Origin of the sequence: Fictibacillus sp. WQ 8-8, assembly GCF_024494405.1 — a bacterium.
In the GTDB taxonomy this organism is placed as follows: domain Bacteria; phylum Bacillota; class Bacilli; order Bacillales; family Fictibacillaceae; genus Fictibacillus_C; species Fictibacillus_C marinisediminis.
On the sequence record NZ_JAMXKG010000015.1, the window covers coordinates 22,640 to 44,232 of the forward strand.

The window sequence follows — 21,593 nt, forward strand, 5'->3', positions numbered from 1 at the left end:
GGTGAACAGAAATGAATCGATATTGGACATTGGTCATCATGGGAGGCATTCTGGAGGTGTTGTGGGTCAGCGGACTGAAGCATGCGGATTCTGCTCTGGGATGGATCGGAACCGGACTTGTGATCGTCGTCAGCTTTTTCCTGATGATCCCATGCCTGGGTAAACTGCCGGTCGGTACGGTGTATGCCGTCTTTACCGGAATCGGAACCGCAGGAACCGTGCTGGCGGAGATGCTGTTCTATGACGAACCGGTCAGCTGGGCGAAAATTTCACTGATCGCGCTCTTGCTCGTCGGAGTCATGGGACTAAAAGCCGTAACGGGAGAACCGAAAGAGAAAGGGAGTGAAGCGTAATGGGCTGGCTATATGTGGTGCTTGCCGGTGGCTTTGAAGTGTTGGGGGTCATTGGACTGAACAAGGTGAGCCAGAAGAAAAGCTTTATGACGTTCCTTTTTCTCATACTCGGATTCGCCTGCAGCTTCTCGCTTCTGTCCCTCGCCATGGAAACCCTGTCCATGGGAACCGCCTATGCGGTATGGACGGGAATCGGTACGGTCGGCGGTGTGCTTGTCGGCATGCTCGTGTACGGGGAATCGCGGGACTGGAAACGGATTTTATTTATGGCGATGGTGCTGAGCGCGGCCATTGGTCTGAAGGTAATTTCATAAAAATTCCCTTTTTGAGTTTTGCTTTTTTTATGGGGAATCACTATAATAAGAGTTGGTAATAAACAGTCCAAATTCGGGCTGTTTTTTCTGGTTAGAGCGTATAAATGTTTATAAGCAAACCAATAGAAAATAAATCAGGTGAAAAGTATGAAACGAGCACGATTAATATACAATCCAACATCAGGAAGAGAAGCGATCAAGAAGCAGCTTCCTTATATTTTAGAGCGGCTTGAAATTGCAGGCTACGAAACGTCCACCCATGCGACGACACCGGAGGAAGGCAGTGCGACCCGTGCAGCCAGGCTTGCCGGTGAACGCGGCTTTGACCTCGTCATCGCTGCCGGTGGTGACGGGACGATCTATGAGGTGGTCAACGGTCTTGCTGATCTTGAACACCGTCCGAAGCTCGGACTCATTCCGGCGGGAACAACGAACGACTTTGCCCGTGCCCTTGGCGTGCCACGAACGATTGAAGGCGCGTGTGATGTTCTTTGTCAGGGAGCGGATATGCCGGTCGACATCGGAAAAGTGAACGATAAGTTCTTCATCAACATTGCAGGCGGAGGCCGTATTACTGAGCTGACGTATGAAGTGCCGAGCAAGCTGAAGACGATGATCGGGCAGCTCGCCTATTTCCTCAAAGGCATCGAGATGCTTCCGTCCATCCGTCCGACGTACGTTGAGATCGAGTATGACGGCAAGCTGTTCCAGGGCGAGATCATGCTGTTCCTCGTGGCCAACACGAACTCCATCGGCGGTTTTGAAAAACTCGCGCCGACGTCCGAGTTCAACGACGGCATGTTTGACCTTATTATATTGAAGAAAACGAATCTTGCTGAATTTGTCCGTATCGCGTCCATGGCGCTAAAAGGCGATCATATCAATGATGATCATATCATCTACACGAAAGCGAACCGCGTCAAAGTACGGCCAACCGATAAAATGCAGCTCAACCTGGACGGTGAATTCGGCGGACTCTTGCCGGGCGAATTTGTGAACCTTCGCCACCACTTCCAGATGCTCGTACCAAAAGAGCGCGTGAAACTAACAGAGGATGAGGCTTAAAGATGAGCCCCATCTTTTCTTTTTGCCCGTTAGCGGGAGAATGATGTGGGTATACTCTTGCTAGAGCGGAAGGGATTTGCGGGTATGGAATGGGTGACCAGCTTGGAGTTGTGATCCTTTAACTAAGCGAGCTTAGTTACGGTTCACAACTCGGCTGGTCATTTGCTTCACAAATCTCCTGGCTCATGCTTCACCAGGGTCCCATTCCAGTCTTTTTTGGAGTAAAAGATTTGAGGGTCTATTTCTTGCATCAGTTAGCGATGTGTAGATGACAGTAGACTCAAAGTAAAGATTTAAACGAGTGTTTAACGATAGAAGAGTTATGAATGGGTGACCTGTCTTTAGGTGAAAACCGCTAAATAAGCAAGCTTTATGGTTTTCACCCCGGCTGTTCATTTGTTTCACAAACCTCCTGGCTCATTCTTCGCCAGGGTCCCATTCCAAACTATTTAGAAGTAAAAGATTTGAGGGTCTCTTTTAGGCATCAGTTTGCGATGTGTGATAGAAAGAGGAATCAAACTAATGTTTAAATTAAACGACTGTTTAATTAAACGATCGTTTAACAAGAGAAGAGTTGTGCTACAATCAGGAAAGAACAGAACATAAAGGAACGATGTCTAATGACGAAGGCAAATGTGCCGGTTTCAAAAAATGAAATCATAGATGTGGAATTCTTGGATCTGACCCATGATGGAGCCGGAGTGGCTAAGGTCGATGGATTTCCGCTGTTTGTACCGAACGGCCTGCCAGGCGAGAAAGCCAAGATAAAGGTCGTTAACGTGAAAAAAGGATACGGCTTTGGCCGATTGATGGAACTAACCGAAGAAAGCGGGCAGCGGGTCGAACCGCCATGCCCGATCTATAAATGGTGCGGAGGCTGCCAGCTTCAGCATTTATCATATGATGGCCAGCTTGAGTTCAAACGCAAGCAGGTCGAGGACGTGCTGCAGCGGATTGGAAAACTGGAAAACGTTCCGGTGCTTCCAACGCTTGGCATGGGAGACGAGCCTTGGCGCTACCGCAACAAAGCCCAGGTGCCGGTCGGTGAACGTGAGGGCCGACTCATTACCGGTTTTTATCAAAAGCGAAGCCATGAGATCGTGGAGATGGACAGCTGCATCATTACAGGAGATACGGCCGATGAAGCAATCCAGGCGGTCAAGGACATCCTGAACAAGTACGGCATTTCTCCGTATGAAGAAAAGCGCCACAAAGGAATCATCCGCCACATTATCGCCCGCTTTGGCAAAACAACGAACGAGCTGATGATCGTCCTGGTCACAAACGGAAAAGAACTGCCGAACCGCAAAAAGATTGTGGATGATATCGTATCGATCATTCCACAGATTAAATCGGTCGTGCAAAACGTGAACACACGGCGTACAAACGTGATCTTCGGAGACGAAACGAAAGTCCTCTGGGGCTCTGAATATATTTACGATTACATCGGCGACATCAAGTTCGCCATCTCCGCCCGCTCGTTCTACCAGATCAACCCGCAGCAAACGAAGGTCTTGTACGACCAGGCCCTGAAATATGCGGAGCTGACAGGAGATGAAACGGTGATCGACGCCTATTGCGGCATCGGAACGATCTCGCTCTTCCTCGCGCAAAAAGCGAAGAAGGTATACGGCGTAGAAATCGTACCTGAAGCCATTGAAGACGCCCGCCGAAACGCCGAACTGAACGGCATGGACAACGCCGAGTTTGCGGTAGGAGAATCCGAGGTCGTCATTCCAAAATGGAAAGAACAAGGCATCACTCCAGACGTCATCGTCGTCGACCCGCCGCGTAAAGGCTGTGACGAAGCCCTACTTCAAACGATTATTGAAATGAAGCCAAAGCGAGTAGTCTATGTTAGCTGCAACCCATCCACGCTGGCAAGGGATTTAAGAATCCTGGAAGATGGTGGTTTTAAAACTACTGAAGTCCAGCCGGTCGATATGTTTCCGCAGACGACGCATGTGGAGTGCGTAGCGCAGATGATTTTAAAAGAAGAAGCAGGCTCCCGTTAAGGGGGAACCTGCTTCTATTTCATATCATCTTTAATACTGTAAAGCTAATGTAGCTTATTTAAAAGCTGCGTTTCGCTGCCCATGCTCCCTGCATTTTACTAAGGAATACAATTTGCCCAATATGATATGCGCTGTGCATTGCTAAACTCTTCAGTTCGAGCACTAATGGATGATCTTCTCCTGGGACCTGTCTATACAAATCTTCATGTTCTGATTTTGCTAGTATTTTTTCAAGTTCACGATGAACATAGAAATATTCTTGTTTTGTTTCCTCCCAATTTTCTAACGTCTCAGTTGGTAATCGAAATGTAGCATCATTATTATCTGCCTGTGGTTCATTCGCTGTTTCACCAAGAAATCGCATCAGATATCTCTTTTCATAGAAAAGTAAATGACTAACTAATTCCCAAATGGAATTCAATTCCTCATCAGCTGGTTTCCAAAGTGCCTGTTCAAAAGTGATTTTCTCCAGCACTTTTTCAAGTGGTGGAAACCATTCTTCTTTATCTAAGCAGCTTGCCCATTGTTGCAGCAAAAACGTCTTCACATCCATTTTCTATTCCCTCCCATTTATCTCTTTAATAGATAATTCCTATCTTACAATTTCAAGGTGAACCATCTCATTACCTTCTTTAAGAATCGTCATGCTTTTCATTACCGCCATACTTGTATTTCTTTTTTTCTCTTGACTCATGCTGCACTCTCATATAAACATTAAGATAGAGCAGGTATCTGCATATGCATAACGATTTAAGACCAGCAACAATTTCGGATTAGAGTATGGTTCTCGTACCAGGCAAAACTGTCCCAATGGAGCCCGTAACCACATAATAAAAGTCAGAAGAATGAAAGACACACAAGAAAGAGGAGATGTGTTATGAAATTACTTCTTACATCTGGGGGCATCAGTAACAAAAGCATTCATGATGCTCTTGTTGACATGCTGGACAAGCCGATTGCCGATTCTAGCGCTCTCTGTATACCAACTGCGGTGTACGCCATTCCCGGTGGTGCAAGGAACGCGTGGAAGTTCTTGAATGGGCAATCCGGCGCACCGATGTGTGAGCTGGGCTGGAAGACTATGGGGGTGCTGGAACTCACTGCGCTGCCGAGCCTTAATAAAGAGCATTGGCTTCCTATGGTCAAGGAGACTGACGTTCTGTTAGTGGATGGCGGTGACCCATTGTATCTGAGTTACTGGATGCGGCAGTCCGGACTGGCAGACCTCTTGCCGTCGCTGGATTCAGTCTATGTAGGATTGAGTGCTGGGAGCATGGTGATGGCACCGAACATCGGGGAATTCTTTGTTAACTGGACTCCACCCAGCGGCGGTGATGAAACGCTGAATCTGGTCGATTTTTCCATGTTCCCTCATCTGGAACACGAGATGCTGCCTTATAACACGATGGTTAACGCAGAGAAATGGGCAGCCGGGATGAAGGGTTCGGCGTATGCTATGGATGATCAGACTGCCATCAAAGTGATCGATGGAGAGGTCGAAGTGGTATCTGAAGGGCAGTGGAAACTGTTTACGCCATGATCATACTCTGTTTGATATATCACTTAGTGTGGTCCATAAACTTCTCTTATAACTATCTATAATTTTTTCAATATTTAAACATATTTGATAAAACCATATAATGAAGGAAATAGGTTAGAAGAAGGAGAAGGTTATGGAACCGATCATGAAGGCATTTATGAATATACCTACCACCTGTATTTCAGATTGTATGAATGGTCTCAACAATATGGATCCAGCGATCAAACCTCTTGAAGAAGGCTATAAGATGGCGGGAAGGGCACTAACCGTGAAGATTCCTGTGGGGGATAACCTGGTACTTCTCAAAGCAATCCGTGAAGCTAAATCTGGGGATGTGCTTGTCATTGATACAAAAGGAAATCAATATCGTGCCATTGCGGGCGATTTTATTATTGGGATGGCGCAAACTCTCGGCGCACATGCTTTCGTGGTCGACGGTGTGATTCGGGACATTGTTGACATCAAGAAGCTGAATTTCCCTGTGTTCGCAAGAGGCGCAGCCGTCGCATCGAGCGCAAAAGTTGGAGCCGGGGAGATCAATGTTTCAATTTCCTGCGGTGGAACAGCTGTGAATCCTGGCGATATCATCGTTGGGGATGCAAATGGAGTTGTCGTCATCCCCCAGGCTTTAGAACAAGAAATTCTCGAAAAAGCACTGGCAAAAATGAAAAAAGATGAGAAGAGAGAAAAAGAAGTGTCGGGGAATGTAGAGGCGATTAAGAAGTATATTGATGATATGCTTACGAAATAAGCAGGTAAGAAGGCCACTCCGAGAATCGAGAGTGGCCTTCATTGTATCTAGGACCGATTCCGACCTCGTTAAAAAGTTGAGGTCTTTTTTGGGAAAAACTTTATTTTAACTCAAAAAGTGGAATAATGGTTGATAGAGGCAGACAAATCCGTTTGATAATAAGTGTTTAAGCATGGTATAAATGTAAAGGAAGCAGGGACATCTTGCTTTTTAATTTTGGGATAGGGTTCATTAAGTATCCCATCATGAGAGGATATGGATTACAACATGAAAGACAATTTTTGGCGTGATTTACCACGGCCATTTTTTATATTGGCACCAATGGAAGAAGTGACGGATGTTGTTTTCCGTCATGTCGTAAGTGAAGCAGCGAGGCCCGATGTGTTTTTTACAGAGTTCACAAACAGTGATAGTTATTGTCATCCTGAAGGAATTCGAAGTGTTAAAGGGCGTTTGACGTTTACTGAAGACGAACAGCCACTGGTCGCTCATATATGGGGAGATAATCCTGAAAACTTCCGTAAAATGAGTATCGGTATGGCGGAAATGGGCTTTCAGGGGATCGATATCAATATGGGCTGTCCTGTACCGAATGTGACACAGAATGGGAAGGGAAGCGGCCTTATCCTTCGTCCGGAAGTTGCGGCAGAGTTAATTCAAGCAGCCAAAGCAGGAGGATTGCCCGTAAGTGTAAAGACAAGGCTTGGTTTCACGGAAGTAGACGAATGGAAAGAGTGGCTGAAACACATCTTGAAACAAGATATTGTCAATCTATCCATTCATTTGCGAACAAGAAAAGAAATGAGCAAAGTAGATGCTCATTGGGAGCTGATACCGGAGATTAAGAAGCTTCGTGACGAAGTGGCACCCGATACCCTTCTAACGATCAATGGGGATATTCCTGACCGTCAAACGGGCTTGAAGCTCGCAGAACAATATGGTGTCGATGGGGTGATGATCGGACGCGGCATCTTCCATAATCCATTTGCCTTTGAAAAGGAGCCGAAAGATCACAGCAGTAAGGAATTGCTTGGTCTCTTACGACTGCATCTGGACCTTTATGATAAATACTCACACTTGGAGCTGCGCCCGTTCACCGCTCTGCATCGCTTCTTTAAAATCTACGTCAAAGGATTCCGAGGGGCAGGCGAATTGAGAAATCAATTAATGAGCACAAAGTCCACAGAAGAAGTGCGTACATTGCTCGATGACTATGAATCAAAGATCGAACTGTAGAAGTATTCCCATGAAATATTGCTAACGGAATCAGGTGATACTGGTTCCGTTAGTATTTTTGTGAAATCACCAACATCTCATGTGTCACAGATGACTTTAAACCAAGGGGCTGTCCAGAAAGTCGAAAATTGACCTTCAGGCAGCCCCTTTTTGGCTTGAAAAATCTTCAATGAAAAGTTAATTGAAGTGGAAGATGCGAGACTCCTGCGGGACTAGCGTGACAGGTGAGACTCCCGCCGGTGCTTGCACCAAGAGGCTCACCGCACGCCCCGCGGAAAGCGAGCAGCGTGGAACGGAAATCAACAGCTTACAGACTTCTTGGACAGCCCCTTTTTTATATGTTGCTAAAAATCCCGCCAGATAGAAGAATTGATTGATAACAAATTAAAACTCACACGAATTACCAACTAATGGTAAAATGGGAATATTCGTTTTTTCTACTTAGATAGCTTGCAGGTGGACAAATCATGAAACATAAGATTGCATTGCTGGCAGATGTCCACGGGAACGCCAGTGCTTTAAAAGCAGTGATCGAAGACTGCATCAAAGATGGTGTCACTGACTACTGGTTTTTAGGTGATTTAATCATGCCAGGGCCAGGAGGAAATAACTTATTTGAACTATTAGACAGTGTGAATGTTACTACATTCGTAAAAGGCAATTGGGAAGACTGCTTCCTTGACGTATTGGATAAGGACATTGATTTAGAAAACGCTACTGATATTTATGTTTCCAGGCTGGTTCAATACCTGTGTGAAAATTTGGATGATCATCATATACAATTTATTAAGAAGTTGCCTTTACACCTTACAAAACAAGTGAATGGCCTTTCCATCAGCATTAGCCATAATTTACATAGTAAAAATTATGGTGGAGATTTGTGGCCCACTAATAGCCAGGAAAACTTTGATCAGTTATTTGTAAATGAAGATGATGATATTGCGATTTATGCTCATACCCACCAGCAAATTTTACGCTATAGCAGCAATGGCCAATTAATTATTAATCCAGGATCTGTCGGACAGCCTTTTAATAAATGGAACAAGTTTCGTCCTGACCTGCGTGCTCAGTATGCGGTTCTTGAAATGGATAAAACGGGAGTTGCGGAAGTCAAATTTAAAAAAGTTGCCTATGATGTTGAAAATGAAATAAAGAACGCAATTGACAATAACCTTCCCTATTTAGATTTATATCAGGAAATGCGTGAGACAGGAAAAACGTATACACATGACATTGACCTATTACAAAAAATCAATGACAGACTTAATTACAAACGGGAAATCATTAATTATTTTGGGCTTTAAAGTGTTCAATAGGAGAGAGCTTAATAAGGAACCTGTCGACTCTCAAGGATATTGAAAAAGGGGCTGTCCTGAAAGTCGAAAATTGACCTTCAGGCAGCTCCTTTGACGTGAAAAATCTTCAATGAAAAGTTGATTGGAGTGCAAGGTGCGAGACTCCTGCGGGACTAGCGTGACAGGTGAGACTCCCGCAGGCGCTTGCGCCAAGAGGCTCACCGCACGCCCCGCGGAAAGCGAGCAGCCTGGAGCGGAGATCAACACCTACCAGACTTCTTGGACAGCCCCTTTTTCATATTAATTGATTTTCTCCGCCAGCTCTATGATAATTCCCTCTGGTCCGCGGATGTAGCATAATTTATAAATGTTCTCATAGTTTTGTATCTCGCCAAAGAGTTCTCCGCCTTTCTTTTTCAATTTGGCGACAATGGCTTCAATATCTTCAACCGCAAATGCAATATGCTGGATCCCCAGGGTGTTTGCAAAAGAGGGCTGAATCCCTTTTTCATCTAACGGAGTATGGAATTTGACCAGCTCCAGCGTTGCCTCGCCATCCGGTGTCCCCAGCATGGCAACCGTCTCTCTAACATCAGTAAGCCCAATGATCTGCTCCACCCACTTGCCTTCCACTTCTGCTTCACCCAGGACCTTTAATCCAAGTTCAACAAAAAACGCTTTCGCAGCAGCAAGGTCCTCTACAATGATACCCACATGATCAATTCTACGAATCTTCATGTCTACCTCCCATGTTCCGAAGTTTAATCCGGTATGTCTCTAAAGGAACTTCTCGATGGCTTATCGTTTTCCTCTAATAACCAAACAGGTTTGATCCCCATAAACAAAGCACTGCTCATGGCCCGTATATACCTAACCTTTCTTCAATACCTTCCAAAACCTCTTCTGGCATTTCCCTGACCTTAATATCTTCCCCCAGAAACAGCAGCCAGTTGGTGATTTCGATCAATTCTTCCGGCTTATCCACATCGATAAAAGTCTTTAATAAAGCCGTGGTTTGATAAGGATTCGTATAGGAAATCGAAACTTTTAAAGGATGGTATTTTTTGAACTGGGCGATGGCTTTTGGACCTAGTTCAACGACAAGATTGATGGCTTCCTCCTGTTTGCTTATCTTTTCCAGGATCTTTTTCTTGCTCATTCTTTTTTTCTCCGGGTAGGGCTTAACATCGGTAAGATGGTCAACAGGAATGATTTTCTTCTTTTCTTCTTTTAAGTCAAAGCCTTCAATCAGCCAGGCGCTTTTTTCACGGTAAAGGTGCAAGATATAAATGGAATAAGACTTATTTATTTTTTCTTCCTTGATAGTAATCGATAAATAGCGGTCCACAAGCAGGGTTTGGATGAGTGTTTCTAACATGGGGTGGGGAAGGTCAGAGAGATCAAGCAAATCAGGATTATGCGGATTGGTTCCTTCAAAAAGTAAGATCTGATTTAAAAGAACAAGGTCATCCTGCTGGTTTTCAGAGATCAGACCCAATAATTTTTCTGCTAAAGACTGACGGCTCTTCAGGTAGGGGAGCTGTTGGTTTCGTGTCGCCATAAAAGCAATAAAGAGAGCTTTGACTTCATGATGCGTAAAGCGGACATCGGGCAGGACGGAGTTGTGCATCACAAAATAACCTCCATCCCTTCCAACCTCAGCCACAAGCGGCATCCCCATGGCTTCAATTTCCCTGATATCCCGAATGGCTGTCGAACGGGAGATATTAAATTCCCGCATGATTTCAGAAATGGTAAATTGGGCGCGGTTGTTGATATACCGCATGATGATATTGATCCGCTCAACTTTTTTCATGGGGGCTCCTAAACAGTATCATTTTTTGACATGATTTAAGGATATGATATACCTATCAAGCGATGAATACAAATCATTAAAAAATTTGAGAAGAGAGGTATTGAACATGGCGAATTATACGCTGGAAGAAAAAGAAGGCTTTACCGTGATCGGTCTTGGAACAGAGCTTAAGAGCGATTACACAGATTATGCAGGCATTCACAAGGAAAAGGCAGACTTTTGGGAGGCGGTCAGCCAAGATGGAAGGCTCGATACGTTAAAAAGAATGGCGTCCAATGACTACGTTTTTGCCGTGAATGAAGCGGTGAACAACAAGATGATGCATTATGCAGGCGTGATGACAGGGGAAAAGGCACCGGAAGAAGCAAGAGTGATCCAGTTTCCTAAAGGAGAATACGTCGTGGTGAAGGGCGAAGGAACGTCGGCTGATGATCTGAACAACAAGCTTGCCGGGATTGCCTTTGGCCAGGTCTTGCAGGAAGCTTCGAAAGTAGCCTATGTTGGCGGTCCGAATGCATCAGTTGAGCTGGGGCAGCGCGACGGCCTGATCTATGGTGAGATGTGGATTCCGGTTGTCAGGAAATAAGAAATAAAAAGGAGAGATGGAAATGTCCAGCTGGATTAGAGTCTTCACCGGTTGTAGAAGCGCTTGCTGGGCTGCGTGCGAATGAAGCCCGTTACTTTATGAACAAATATAAGCACGAATTTACGGTTGTACCAGCGAGCGAAAGCCAGGAAACACTTGATTATGTGAACGAGATTTTAAAAGAACGTGATATTGAGTTTGCAGCCAAACCGCTGGAAACATCAAGGTTTCAAGTGGAAAATATCAAATTTGCCTACGTCTTTTATGAGGACGGTCTTGCGGTCAACGTCATGTATACGGTGGATAACCCCAAGAAGCGGGCAGTCGGTTTCAAGCTTTCAGATGGGATGGAGATCCCAAAGGAGCTGGAAGGCAAGTTTAAGTTTGCGAGGCAGAAGTCTAAACTGGCCGGAACCATTCGGGGCTCGTTCTTTGTCATTAAAGGAGAATATTAAAGTAAGCGCAGTACTCAAGCATGGCTTACCCCTTAAATTAGGCAGAAACCGATGAAGAATAAATGAAGGCAACAGACACTTTGTGCTCTGTTGCTTTTTTAATGCTTATGAATGTTCCAACACAAACTTCTTAAATTTCTGTGTGGCGGGTGAGACATATCTTCCATCTACCCAAGCAATCCCGATCGTCCGTTGGCACTGCGGATTTTTAATGGGGATTTTTGCGATTTTGCTTTGGTCTGTCCCTTTTAAATTCGGGAGTATGGAAATGCCGAGGCCTGCGGCAACAAGCGCTGCCACGGTATCTGCTTCTTCTCCTTCAAAGGTGATATTAGGTGTGAGACCCGCTTCATGAAACAATTGCTCGACGGTGATGCGAAGAGAGAATCCTTCTTTTAAATGGATAAAAGATTCATCCGCGATTTCTTCCAGAGTAATGCTCATCTTATCTGCGTATTTATGTTCTTTCGGGACAATGACATAAAGCTCCTCGTTCCATAGCGGGCTCCAGACAATGGGGGATTTGCTCTCCATCGGGGCTATGAGGCAGAGGTCAAATTCCCCCGCCATCAGCTGGGAAATCAGCTGATGGGAAGGCCCTTGCCCAAGCCGGAAATTAACCTTGGGATATGACTGGCGAAAAGAAGAGAGCAGATCGGGAATACGGCCTGTACTCAGGGTGTGTAAAAATCCGATTGACACTTCCCCCTGCTCGGGATCAAGGAGGTCCTGAATTTCCTGTTTTCCTTCTTCAAATTCTTTCATGATGTTGTCCACGCGCTGTAAAAAGAGCTGTCCATATTTATTCAGTCGAATGGATCGCCCCTGACGTTCAAACAACGGTACCCCAATTTCCTCCTCAAACCTGGTAATCGAACGGCTGAGGGCGGGCTGGGTAATGGACAGGGCTTCTGCCGCACGTGTGACATGCTGCATGCGTGCCAGCGTCCTGAAATATTCAAACTGCTGCCATTCCAATCGATAACACCACGTTTCTTTCAGATTATATATTACATAAATGCATTAAAAATATGATTATAATGAATTATACATCATAAGAGGATGATGCTACTATAGAAATATGGAAAATAAAAATTTAAAGGGATGATAGAGATGCAACAAGATGAATGTCACACCAATGAGATGATAGCCGTATGAGCTACATTCAACAGGGAACACCGCTTTTTCGAAAAACCAGCATGGCGTTTTTTGCCGCTGGTTTTAATACATTTGCGATTCTTTACTGCGTACAGCCGTTAATGCCCGAGTTCACAAAGGAGTTCAGCATTACCCCCACAACAGCAAGCCTGTCTCTTTCTGTAACCACGATCGTACTTGCTGTCAGCATGCTGATTTTTGGTTCATTGTCCGAAGTTTGGGGGCGAAAACCGATCATGGTCATTTCGATGCTTGCGGCATCTGTGTTTTGTATTCTCACGGCATTCAGTCCTAATTTTCACTTTCTGCTGATTTTACGTACGCTGGAAGGAATTTCACTGGCCGGGCTTCCTTCCATTGCCATGGCGTTCCTTGGGGAGGAAATCGAACCCAAAAGCCTTGGAACAGCGATGGGTCTATATATATGCGGCAATTCAATCGGAGCGGTGTTTGGAAGAGTATTCTCAGGGTTGTTGAGCGACCTCGTTAGCTGGCATGCAGCGATAGGTGGAATCGGGATCATAAGCTTAGTGGCTACCCTCATTTTTTGGAAGAGCCTGCCGTCTTCACAGCATTTCAAAGCACGTCCATTCCAGGTTGGGAAGTTAGGAAAATCACTTGTTGACCATCTGAAAGATCCCGGTCTCGTTTGCCTATTTTTTATGGGATTTTTACTTTTGGGGAGCAACGTCGCGTTATTTAACTACATCGCTTATGTGCTGCTCGGAAAGCCTTATTCGCTAAGCCAAACCATTGTCGGCTGGATTTTTTTAATCATGGTTATTGGAATGTTCAGCTCGGTCTGGACCGGGAAATGGGTAGACCGCCACGGGAAGAAAAGAATACTATTCATTAACTTATTGCTTGCTTTAATCGGTGTTGGTTTGACGTTGGACACCTATTTATTCATTAAAATGCTGGGGCTCGGAATGTTTACCTATGGCTTCTTTGGCAGCCATTCCATTGCAAGCAGCTGGGTTGGCCAACGTGCGACACATGACAAAGCGCAAGCCTCTTCACTCTACTTATTTCTTTACTATACCGGCTCAAGTGTAGGGGGAACCCTGGCAGGGGTATTCTGGACCGATTTTGGATGGGGAGGCGTCATCAGCATGACGGCTGGCTTCCTCGTGATTGGTGTAATGCTTTGGGCTCTTGTTTCAAAAATTGCACAGAATGGAAAGAATGTTACTAAAGTAGCTTGAATCATGTGGAATGTACTGGTTATGTAAAAAAAAGTACACCCTACTCGGGTGTTATTTCAATATCAACGAGCTTTACCTGTCTCCCTTCATGAAATAGTTTAAAGGATTACGCTTGCAAATACATATTTGCAGCTAGACTTTAAGGTTTAATAGTTATGAATAATATAATGGAGATGAAAAGGCGCTAATTAATGAACTCGGGCAGTGAGTAGCCGAACAAAGGCAGATTCATCATCACCGGCGATACCGCCGATGAAGCGATACAGGCGGTAAAAGACATCCTGAATAAATACGGCATCTCTCTATATAAAGAGAAGCGCCATAAAGGCATCATCCGCCACATCATTGCCAACGAGCTAATGATCGTGTCGGTGACGAACGGAAAAGACCTGCGGAACCGCAAAAAGATCGTGGAAGACATCGTCGAGACCATTCCACAGATCAAATCGGTCGTGCAAAACGTGAACACCAAACGAACAGTCATTTTCGGCGACGAAACCAAAGTCCTCTGGGGCTCAGAATACATTTACGATTACATCGGCGACATCAAATTCGCCATTTCCGCCCGCTCGTTCTACCAAATTAACCCGCAACAAACGAAGGTTTTGTACGACCAGGCTCTTAAATATGTGGAGCCAACAGGAGACGAAACCGTCATCGATGCGTATTGCGGCATTGGAACGATCTCTTTATTTTTAGCGCAAAAAGCGAAGAAGGTATACGGTGTTGAGATTGTACCTGAAGCCATTGAGGATGCGAGACGAAACGCCGAACTGAACGGACTGGATAACGCGGAGTTTGCAGTAGGGGAATCTGAAGTCGTGATTCCCGGCTTGAAAGAGCAAGGCATCACACCAGACGTCATTGTCGTCGATCCACCAAGAAAAGGCTGTGACGAAGCGCTGCTTCAAACCATAATTGAAATGAAGCCTAAGCGTGTGGTGTATGTGAGCTGTAACCCGTCTACTCTTGCGAGGGATTTGAGGATCTTAGAAGATGGCGGCTTTAAAACGGTTGTAGTGCAGCCGGTGGATATGTTTCCGCAGACTACGCATGTGGAGTGCGTAGCAAATTTTGTTAGTAAAACCCCTCATTACATTAATGTAATGAGGGGTTTTTAAAATTCAACTAATGAAATCGTAACTAAAAGGTATTATTAATAATGACATTGCACGTGTTTATCTAGTGTCTCTTTAACCTGGAGTGATATAATACACGTTGAGTAAAGAATTACTAAATTGTTTGTACTAATGTACAACGTAAATCCATTGTTTTATGTAGTAGGAGGTTCTAGTGAAAAAACACATCCATGTCGTTGGAGCAGTAATTGTAGAAGAAAATAAAATATTATGTGCACAAAGAGGACCAGATAAGTCTTTACCATTAATGTGGGAATTTCCTGGCGGAAAAATTGAAGAAGGAGAGACACCTCAAGAAGCATTATTTCGTGAGATTAATGAAGAGATGCATTGTAAAGTTGAAATTGGCAAACAAATTGAACACACTGTATATGAATACGACTTTGGTATTGTTCATTTAACAACTTATTTTTGTAAGCTGGTTGAAGGAAGTCCTGTGTTAACAGAGCATGTATCAATTAAGTGGCTTTCAACCAACAAATTAACCAAGTTAAACTGGGCCCCGGCGGATATACCTGCAATAAAAAAGTTATCTAGTACATCGTTATAGTAGTAGAAAAGCTATTCACATTTAGTGGATAGCTTTTTAAATTTACGAAATGAATTGATCTTCCATACATTAGGGTATTAATATTAAGATAAAAATAATTGTAAATGATTGGTGATCAAATGGTGAACTTCATAAAAAATCTAGAAGCCTCGTTACAAATGGGATTTATTGATCAAACTTATAACAAATTTGGGAGTTACAAGCCTAAATTATTAGTAAATAATACTGGGAATAATGAAAACGTTTTAACAACATTGTTAGAAGAACTTGACCACTGTGAGTCTTTTGTTTTTTCTGTTGCCTTTATAACTGAAAGCGGTCTTGCTACCCTTAAATCTCATTTTCTTGACCTTAAAAGAAGAGGGGTTAAGGGCCGTATTTTGACCTCTACATTTTTAAATTTTAACCAGCCTAAGGTATTTAGTGAGTTGTTAAAAATTTCGAATGTTGATGTAAGGCTAACAAACTTAACAGGCTTTCATTCAAAAGGATATATATTTAATAATAAGACTCATTATTCATTAATTGTGGGTAGTTCTAATTTAACGGCGCATGCATTGAAAGTGAACTATGAATGGAATGTGAAATTAACTTCACATGAAAATGGAGAACTTGTCCATCACTTTAAAAACCAATTTGAAGAGGTTTGGACTGATGCTCAACCATTAACAGAAGATTGGATTGCTAGTTATGAAGAAAAGTATACTCAAATTATAGATAATAGAAAATTAGATCAAGTGGCTGAGTTTCCGGTTGATTACCAAAACAATGCCTTAGAAGAAGCATTAAAAATCAAACCGAATAAAATGCAACAAGCTGCATTGCAAGAAATTCAAGCTGTCCGTGATGCTGGTAAAAATAAAGGGTTAATTATATCAGCAACGGGAACAGGTAAGACCTACTTATCAGCATTTGATGTCCGCAGATTTAATCCAAGACGAATGCTATTTATCGTTCATAGAGAACAAATTTTACAAAAAGCAAAATCTGATTTTCAGCGAATACTCGGAGGAATTGATAAGGAGTTTGGTATTTTATCGGGTACAACTAAAGATATAGAAGCTAAATATTTATTTGCTACAATTCAAACTATTTCTAAAGAGGGGATTCTAAAGCAATTTAATCCTGAAGACTTTGACTATATTCTCATTGATGAAGTTCATAAAGCGGGTGCTAAGTCTTACAATAAAGTAATTGATTATTTCAGTCCTATATTTTTTATGGGAATGACGGCTACACCAGAGCGAACTGATGACTTCAATATTTTTGAACTGTTTGACTATAATATAGCGTATGAAATTAGGTTACAAGAAGCTCTTGAAGAAGACATGCTTTGTCCTTTTCATTATTTTGGTGTAACTGATATTGAGTTGAACGGAGAAATGATTGATGATACGACTGTTTTAGCAAAGCTGATAACAGAAGAAAGAGTTAATCACATGATTGAAAAGATCAGTTATTATGGTTTTTCAGGACCAAAAGTAAAAGGATTAATATTTTGTAGTCGAAAGGAAGAAGCAGAGAAACTTTCTATGGCAATGAATAATAAAGGATATAAAACAATTGCCTTAACGGGAAAGGACTCCCAAGAGGAAAGAGTTAAACAAGTAAATAGATTAGAGGAAGGGATTCTGGATTACATCATAACTGTTGATATTTTTAATGAAGGGATTGATATACCTAGTGTGAATCAAGTAGTAATGCTTAGACAAACACAATCGAGTATCATATTTATTCAGCAGCTAGGACGAGGACTGCGTAAACATAACTCAAAAGAATTTGTAACAATTATAGACTTTATAGGTAATTACAAAAATAATTATTTAATTCCTATCGCCCTTTCTGGAGATAAATCACAAAACAAAGATAACATACGCCGAAATATGAAAGATACTAGTTATATCAAGGGGGTTTCTACCGTTAACTTTGAAGAAATAGCTAAGAAGAATATTTTTAAAGCAATTAATAGTAGCAATCTTACAGATTTGAAAAAATTAAAGGATGTTTATGGTGAAGTAAAAAACCGAATTGGAAAAGTGCCTTATTTATATGATTTTATAGCACAAAATTCAATTGATCCAGTTGTTCTCGCAACTAAATTCTCAAACTATCAACAGTTCTTGCTAAAAGTAAAAGAAGGGGTACCAAAATTAAATGAGTATGAAGATAAAGTTTTAACAATGCTTTCTTTTGAAATGTTAAATGGAAAACGAAGGCATGAAATAATTCTTTTAGATTTACTAATAAAGCAAGACGTAATCCTACTTGATAACTTTATTAACCATTTGATGAATGCAAATTGCACAACTGACAAAGCAACAATAGAGTCGGTAGAACGTATCTTTAACTTATCATTCTTTACACAAACAGATAAGAAAAAGTATGGAGAAATGCCTCTTATTTCTTATAGCAAGGATCAACTATTTAAGTTTAATGATAAAATTCGCGAGAGCTTACATTGCAATCCTCATTTTAAAAAATTAATTATAGATATTATCCAGAGTGCAGAAGAAAAGAATAAAGAATATGAGTGTAATGAACCTCTGACACTATATCAAAAATATTCGAGAAGAGATGCCTGTAAGCTTTTGAATTGGCATAATGACGAAAGCTCAACTATGTATGGCTACAAAACCAAATATCAAACCTGTCCAATATTTGTTACATATCACAAAAATGAAGATGTCCAATCAAGTGTTGCGTATAGTGAGGAATTTGTTAATCAAGAAGTATTACAATGGTCTACTAGAAGTAATAGAACGATGCAATCAGAAGAGGTTAAAACCATAATTAACTCTAAAGAAAAGGATATTGATGTTCATATTTTTGTAAAAAAAGACGATGATGAAGGAAGGGATTTTTACTATTTGGGCAAAGCTACTCCTGATAAAACTACAGTTAAACAAACTGTTATGAAAGATAATAAGCCAGTTGTTCATATGAACTTGGTAATGGAGCAAAGTATTGATTATAAGATTTATCGATATATAAAGAGTGGAGATAATGACTTATAAAGAAAGTGCGGGAGTGAACCATTGGTTCGCTCCCGCATATTAAGATGACGATACTATCTTCATATCACTAAATTATGTGATACTTCGCCACATATGTTCTAAAGCTAATATATCAGATTCAAGTATTTCTTTTATTCCAACTAAAGATTTATTTTTTGTAATAAGTTTTCCCGATTTAACGTTATATATTGAATATTTATAATTATCATCATAGGATAAGGTATCTTCCATCAAAAAGAAGATTGTACTTAGTTTTCTTTTGTCTAAGACTGTGTCGGGTTTGCTCTTATCTTCTTTAAAATAGAGTTTAATAATATGAGGTTCATCTTTAATAACTAATCCTAATTCAGGGTTAACATTAATACTAGAGTTGCTGAAATGCCAATAATCTTTTTTAGGTTCAAACCATTGAAGATCCTTTTTCCCTATAAATTTTTTATAATAATTAACAGCATTTAAATAATTTTTTTTTCTTACCTCAGTGACATCATTAACTAAATTGTTTAAGTAGTCTTTAGAATAGTTATTCCTATGATATTTATCAATACCGTCTCTAAATTTTTTCCAATAATCTTTACCAGGGTGGTATACCTCTCTGTTTTTAATTTCTTTTATTTTAGTTAAACGGGAAGGGCCATTTTTAATACTAAAATCCACAAAATCTGAAAGAGTTATTTTTGTCTTTTCCATTCTTCCTCCTATTAAAGGTTATATTTTATACTTATTCCACAAAGAAACTGAATAGAAGCCTTTCTGATTTGTTTAATTTTACCATTTTTATTGTTGTATATGAATATTAATGGTATTTTAAGGAATGAATATAAGCTTTTAGCAAAGGTGATGCAGATGATTGTTTATGAGGCGACAAAACAAGAGTTTTTAAAAGATGTATTTGAAGATCAACTAGTTACAAATATCAGTACTAATTATAATGACTGAGAAAGCAGCTGATGAGATTATCCGAAATACGTACAGGACGTTAATGACTAGAGGACAAAAAGGATGTTTTGTTTATTGTACAGATAAGGAATTAGAAAAATACCTGAAAGATAGATTAAAAGAAGTTAGTTACAAATATGAACAGAATGAGTTTTTTAAATCAGATTCTGTTGTAGCAGAAGATAATAAGTTCTTTTTGGATGTTTACTGGGAAAAGGTGAGTAAAAATATATTTAAATATAAAGAGACTTAACCCTATATTTAAACTGGGTTAAGTCTCTTTTCTGTTAAGTGAAATTTTACCAAAAAACACTCGGAATTCGACATACTTCCTACAATTTCATTTACAATGAAAAGTAAGAATACTAAGTAATGCTAGGTGAAATGATGTACAATACTCCGATGAAAAAGGTGACGGAGGCGAGTTATTTAACGGCAGACAAGGCTTGGAGTTACCGGTCCATATTACGGTTTTTCTTTATCAGCATGAGAGGATGAGAGATGTTATTCATCCGGAGGAAATCTTTAAGCATGTGAAGGAGATTCCTGAGTTTTATAGTTATTCAGAGGAACAGCTCCACCTGGACCTTGCTCAACTGGTGAAGTGGAATAACTTAATTGCACGCTGAGAGCAAATTGAAGAAAGCGCATTCAAAAACTTCTTGCAATCTATCTTTCGTCATGCTAAATTATACCCAAGAACAAAAATCTAAACGTTTACATTATTGTTCAAACCGGACAACTAAGAATAACGCACAGAAATTCTATTTTTTTTCTGTAAAAATCTAAACGTTTACATTTTAGGAGTTATGTCCAATGGAAGGTAAAGCGAATATTCAGGATGTGGCGAAGCGGGCGAATGTGTCGATTGCGACGGTTTCCCGGGTGATCAATAACCAGGGCGGCGTGCGCAAGGTGACGGAGGAGAAGATCCTTAAGGCCATTGCTGAGCTCGGGTATATCCGCAATGCGGCGGCCCGGACGATGAAGAGCAAGGATACGAAGACTATTGGGGTCATTGTCCCTGACATCAGCAACCCGTTCTTTCCGCTCGTCATGGCCGGGATTGAACAGAAGGCCCGGGAAAAGGGATACTTTGCGATTTTGAGCAGTACGAATGAGTCGCCGGTCGTGGAGGAAGAGATTCTGAAGAATTTCATCGAGCGTGGGGTGGATGGTGTGATCATCACGACAGCCAACGAAAACGGCGACCATTTGAAGCAGCTTCATGAGCAGGGCATTCCGATGGTGGCGGTTGACCGCAGCATTCAAAGCTATGATGTCGATACGGTACTGGTCGATAACGTGAAGGGATCGTATCAGGCGGTGCAGCACATGATCCTTCAGGGGCATGAAAAGATCGCGATCATTTGCGGTCCGCAGAACACGACGCCGGGGCGTGAGCGTTTCATCGGATACAAAAAGGCGCTCGAGGATTACAACCTGAAACTGGACGAGCGGTATGTGTTTCAAGGGGACTTTGGAGAACGAAGCGGCTATCAGGCGGCTCACGAGTTTTACTCTCAGAATGACCGGCCGACCGCGATTTTTTCTTCCAACAACTTGATGACAACCGGGTGTGTAAAAGCCATCGGTGATCTGGACTGGAAGCTTGGGGAGGAAATCTCGTTTTTCGGCTTTGACGATGTGGATATTGCCACGTTCCTGAACCCGAAGCTCAGTGTTGTTTCACGTCCGATGAATGCGGTGGGGGAGATTGCATTTCAGCTCCTGCATGAACGGATTCATTTTAAGGGTGAGATGCCGAAGCGGGAGTACAATCTGTCACCGGAACTAATTATTCGTGATTCCTGCCGATTGCGTTTTCCGAAAGGTTCGAGCGCTGGACAATCTCTTAAAAAGTAAATGAGGCATGAGAGCTGGTCACTCTCAGCCTTCTTATTACAGGTTATATGTAAGCGCTTTAATAAAGGCTCTTTTCTCAAAGATTGTTGCTTTTGGAGTTTATTATATACTTCATTGCTAAGAGTTGATTGGAGTGCAAGGTGCGAGACTCCTGCGGGAGTAGCGTGACAGGTGAGACTACAGGCTCACCGCACGCCCCGCGGAAAGCGAGCAGCCTTGAACGGAAATCAACGGCCCACAAGTGCAACAAAGATTAAGAAAACAGCCTTAATAAACTAAAAGTTAGAAGAGGGGAT

The 21,593-nt window shown here is 42.0% G+C and carries 20 protein-coding genes and 2 pseudogenes; 17 read left to right on the forward strand and 5 right to left on the reverse strand.

The annotated features are described in order from the left end of the window. Positions 1-11 precede the first annotated feature (11 nt). The 4 genes from M1K46_RS21420 (at position 12) to rlmD (M1K46_RS21435) (ending at position 3,747) form a co-directional block, all read left to right on the forward strand. Positions 12-353 carry a DMT family transporter gene (locus M1K46_RS21420; protein ID WP_256227626.1) on the forward strand — a complete coding sequence of 114 codons (342 nt, stop codon included), beginning with the start codon at positions 12-14 and terminating at the stop codon, positions 351-353. Further along, positions 353-667 carry a DMT family transporter gene (locus M1K46_RS21425; protein WP_053355953.1) on the forward strand — a complete coding sequence of 105 codons (315 nt, stop codon included), beginning with the start codon at positions 353-355 and terminating at the stop codon, positions 665-667. Before M1K46_RS21420 ends, M1K46_RS21425 begins: the two co-directional genes overlap by 1 nt. Before the next feature lie 147 nt (positions 668-814). Beyond that, entirely contained in the window at positions 815-1,732 is a 918-nt protein-coding gene (locus tag M1K46_RS21430; protein WP_256227627.1) for a diacylglycerol kinase, read from the forward strand. Positions 1,733-2,352: 620 nt separating this feature from the next. Then, entirely contained in the window at positions 2,353-3,747 is a 1,395-nt protein-coding gene (gene rlmD / locus M1K46_RS21435; RefSeq protein ID WP_256227628.1) for a 23S rRNA (uracil(1939)-C(5))-methyltransferase RlmD, read from the forward strand. A gap of 58 nt (positions 3,748-3,805) precedes the next feature. On the opposite strand, the gene M1K46_RS21440 is transcribed toward rlmD (M1K46_RS21435), so the two are convergent. After that, the gene (locus M1K46_RS21440) at positions 3,806-4,300 is read right to left on the reverse strand and encodes a DinB family protein (RefSeq protein ID WP_256227629.1); all 495 of its coding nucleotides are present in this window, start codon (positions 4,298-4,300) and stop codon (positions 3,806-3,808) included. Positions 4,301-4,624: 324 nt separating this feature from the next. On the opposite strand from M1K46_RS21440, the gene M1K46_RS21445 reads away from it, so the two are divergent. From M1K46_RS21445 to M1K46_RS21460, 4 genes are all read left to right on the forward strand, one after another. Beyond that, positions 4,625-5,287: a Type 1 glutamine amidotransferase-like domain-containing protein gene (locus tag M1K46_RS21445; RefSeq protein ID WP_256227630.1), complete on the forward strand. Its 663-nt coding sequence runs from the start codon at positions 4,625-4,627 to the stop codon at positions 5,285-5,287. A gap of 133 nt (positions 5,288-5,420) precedes the next feature. Then, positions 5,421-6,038 (forward strand): RraA family protein, encoded by a 618-nt coding sequence (locus M1K46_RS21450; protein ID WP_256227631.1) that lies wholly within the window; start codon positions 5,421-5,423, stop codon positions 6,036-6,038. Between the two features lie 267 nt (positions 6,039-6,305). Next, positions 6,306-7,274 (forward strand): tRNA dihydrouridine synthase, encoded by a 969-nt coding sequence (locus M1K46_RS21455; RefSeq protein ID WP_256227632.1) that lies wholly within the window; start codon positions 6,306-6,308, stop codon positions 7,272-7,274. Between the two features lie 467 nt (positions 7,275-7,741). Next, on the forward strand, positions 7,742-8,578 hold the full coding sequence (locus tag M1K46_RS21460; RefSeq protein WP_256227633.1) for a metallophosphoesterase family protein: 837 nt from the start codon (positions 7,742-7,744) through the stop codon (positions 8,576-8,578). A 291-nt stretch (positions 8,579-8,869) separates the two neighbouring features. Here the strand turns inward: M1K46_RS21460 and M1K46_RS21465 are convergent, their stop codons facing one another. After that, complete coding sequence (locus M1K46_RS21465; protein ID WP_256227634.1) at positions 8,870-9,307, reverse strand: VOC family protein; 438 nt, start codon at positions 9,305-9,307, stop codon at positions 8,870-8,872. A gap of 115 nt (positions 9,308-9,422) precedes the next feature. Continuing rightward, complete coding sequence (locus M1K46_RS21470; protein WP_256227635.1) at positions 9,423-10,385, reverse strand: helix-turn-helix transcriptional regulator; 963 nt, start codon at positions 10,383-10,385, stop codon at positions 9,423-9,425. 106 nt (positions 10,386-10,491) lie between these two features. Between M1K46_RS21470 and M1K46_RS21475 the strand changes: the two genes are divergently transcribed. Together M1K46_RS21475 and M1K46_RS21480 are read left to right on the forward strand one after the other, a co-directional pair. Beyond that, the gene (locus M1K46_RS21475) at positions 10,492-10,971 is read left to right on the forward strand and encodes a GyrI-like domain-containing protein (RefSeq protein ID WP_256227636.1); all 480 of its coding nucleotides are present in this window, start codon (positions 10,492-10,494) and stop codon (positions 10,969-10,971) included. Next, positions 10,968-11,426 (forward strand): phage tail protein, encoded by a 459-nt coding sequence (locus M1K46_RS21480; RefSeq protein ID WP_256227673.1) that lies wholly within the window; start codon positions 10,968-10,970, stop codon positions 11,424-11,426. The genes M1K46_RS21475 and M1K46_RS21480 overlap by 4 nt, the downstream gene beginning before the upstream one ends. A gap of 105 nt (positions 11,427-11,531) precedes the next feature. Here the strand turns inward: M1K46_RS21480 and M1K46_RS21485 are convergent, their stop codons facing one another. After that, entirely contained in the window at positions 11,532-12,404 is an 873-nt protein-coding gene (locus tag M1K46_RS21485; protein WP_256227637.1) for a LysR family transcriptional regulator, read from the reverse strand. A gap of 176 nt (positions 12,405-12,580) precedes the next feature. On the opposite strand from M1K46_RS21485, the gene M1K46_RS21490 reads away from it, so the two are divergent. The 4 genes and pseudogenes from M1K46_RS21490 to M1K46_RS21505 all read left to right on the forward strand — a co-directional run bounded on the left by M1K46_RS21490 (position 12,581) and on the right by M1K46_RS21505 (position 18,492). Further along, entirely contained in the window at positions 12,581-13,789 is a 1,209-nt protein-coding gene (locus tag M1K46_RS21490; RefSeq protein WP_256227638.1) for an MFS transporter, read from the forward strand. A 251-nt stretch (positions 13,790-14,040) separates the two neighbouring features. Continuing rightward, positions 14,041-14,910 (forward strand): annotated as a pseudogene (rlmD, locus tag M1K46_RS21495) (23S rRNA (uracil(1939)-C(5))-methyltransferase RlmD); the annotation flags it as partial. A 172-nt stretch (positions 14,911-15,082) separates the two neighbouring features. Further along, complete coding sequence (locus tag M1K46_RS21500) at positions 15,083-15,478, forward strand: (deoxy)nucleoside triphosphate pyrophosphohydrolase (protein ID WP_256227639.1); 396 nt, start codon at positions 15,083-15,085, stop codon at positions 15,476-15,478. 119 nt (positions 15,479-15,597) lie between these two features. Beyond that, positions 15,598-18,492: a DUF3427 domain-containing protein gene (locus tag M1K46_RS21505; RefSeq protein WP_256227674.1), complete on the forward strand. Its 2,895-nt coding sequence runs from the start codon at positions 15,598-15,600 to the stop codon at positions 18,490-18,492. Between the two features lie 72 nt (positions 18,493-18,564). On the opposite strand, the gene M1K46_RS21510 is transcribed toward M1K46_RS21505, so the two are convergent. Next, on the reverse strand, positions 18,565-19,182 hold the full coding sequence (locus M1K46_RS21510) for a hypothetical protein (protein WP_256227640.1): 618 nt from the start codon (positions 19,180-19,182) through the stop codon (positions 18,565-18,567). Between the two features lie 247 nt (positions 19,183-19,429). Here M1K46_RS21510 and M1K46_RS21515 point away from each other — a divergent pair. The 3 genes and pseudogenes from M1K46_RS21515 to M1K46_RS21525 form a co-directional block, all read left to right on the forward strand. Further along, positions 19,430-19,684: pseudogene (locus tag M1K46_RS21515) on the forward strand (DNA/RNA helicase domain-containing protein); the annotation flags it as partial. 193 nt (positions 19,685-19,877) lie between these two features. Continuing rightward, positions 19,878-20,060, forward strand: coding sequence for a DUF2397 family protein (locus M1K46_RS21520; protein ID WP_256227641.1), 183 nt, complete (start codon positions 19,878-19,880; stop codon positions 20,058-20,060). A gap of 187 nt (positions 20,061-20,247) precedes the next feature. Next, positions 20,248-21,297: a LacI family DNA-binding transcriptional regulator gene (locus M1K46_RS21525; protein ID WP_256227642.1), complete on the forward strand. Its 1,050-nt coding sequence runs from the start codon at positions 20,248-20,250 to the stop codon at positions 21,295-21,297. The last annotated feature ends 296 nt before the right edge of the window (positions 21,298-21,593 follow it).

Excerpts from the sequence above, each read along its gene's own strand:
- rlmD (WP_256227628.1), top strand. The coding sequence starts at position 2,353 with ATGACGAAGGCAAATGTGCCGGTTTCAAAAAATGAAATCATAGATGTG.
- M1K46_RS21525 (WP_256227642.1), top strand. The coding sequence starts at position 20,248 with ATGGAAGGTAAAGCGAATATTCAGGATGTGGCGAAGCGGGCGAATGTG.
- M1K46_RS21430 (WP_256227627.1), top strand. The coding sequence starts at position 815 with ATGAAACGAGCACGATTAATATACAATCCAACATCAGGAAGAGAAGCG.
- M1K46_RS21470 (WP_256227635.1), bottom strand. The coding sequence starts at position 10,385 with ATGAAAAAAGTTGAGCGGATCAATATCATCATGCGGTATATCAACAAC.
- M1K46_RS21445 (WP_256227630.1), top strand. The coding sequence starts at position 4,625 with ATGAAATTACTTCTTACATCTGGGGGCATCAGTAACAAAAGCATTCAT.
- M1K46_RS21425 (WP_053355953.1), top strand. The coding sequence starts at position 353 with ATGGGCTGGCTATATGTGGTGCTTGCCGGTGGCTTTGAAGTGTTGGGG.
- M1K46_RS21440 (WP_256227629.1), bottom strand. The coding sequence starts at position 4,300 with ATGGATGTGAAGACGTTTTTGCTGCAACAATGGGCAAGCTGCTTAGAT.
- M1K46_RS21505 (WP_256227674.1), top strand. The coding sequence starts at position 15,598 with ATGGTGAACTTCATAAAAAATCTAGAAGCCTCGTTACAAATGGGATTT.
- M1K46_RS21450 (WP_256227631.1), top strand. The coding sequence starts at position 5,421 with ATGGAACCGATCATGAAGGCATTTATGAATATACCTACCACCTGTATT.
- M1K46_RS21510 (WP_256227640.1), bottom strand. The coding sequence starts at position 19,182 with ATGGAAAAGACAAAAATAACTCTTTCAGATTTTGTGGATTTTAGTATT.
- M1K46_RS21465 (WP_256227634.1), bottom strand. The coding sequence starts at position 9,307 with ATGAAGATTCGTAGAATTGATCATGTGGGTATCATTGTAGAGGACCTT.
- M1K46_RS21455 (WP_256227632.1), top strand. The coding sequence starts at position 6,306 with ATGAAAGACAATTTTTGGCGTGATTTACCACGGCCATTTTTTATATTG.
- M1K46_RS21460 (WP_256227633.1), top strand. The coding sequence starts at position 7,742 with ATGAAACATAAGATTGCATTGCTGGCAGATGTCCACGGGAACGCCAGT.
- M1K46_RS21490 (WP_256227638.1), top strand. The coding sequence starts at position 12,581 with ATGAGCTACATTCAACAGGGAACACCGCTTTTTCGAAAAACCAGCATG.
- M1K46_RS21475 (WP_256227636.1), top strand. The coding sequence starts at position 10,492 with ATGGCGAATTATACGCTGGAAGAAAAAGAAGGCTTTACCGTGATCGGT.
- M1K46_RS21420 (WP_256227626.1), top strand. The coding sequence starts at position 12 with ATGAATCGATATTGGACATTGGTCATCATGGGAGGCATTCTGGAGGTG.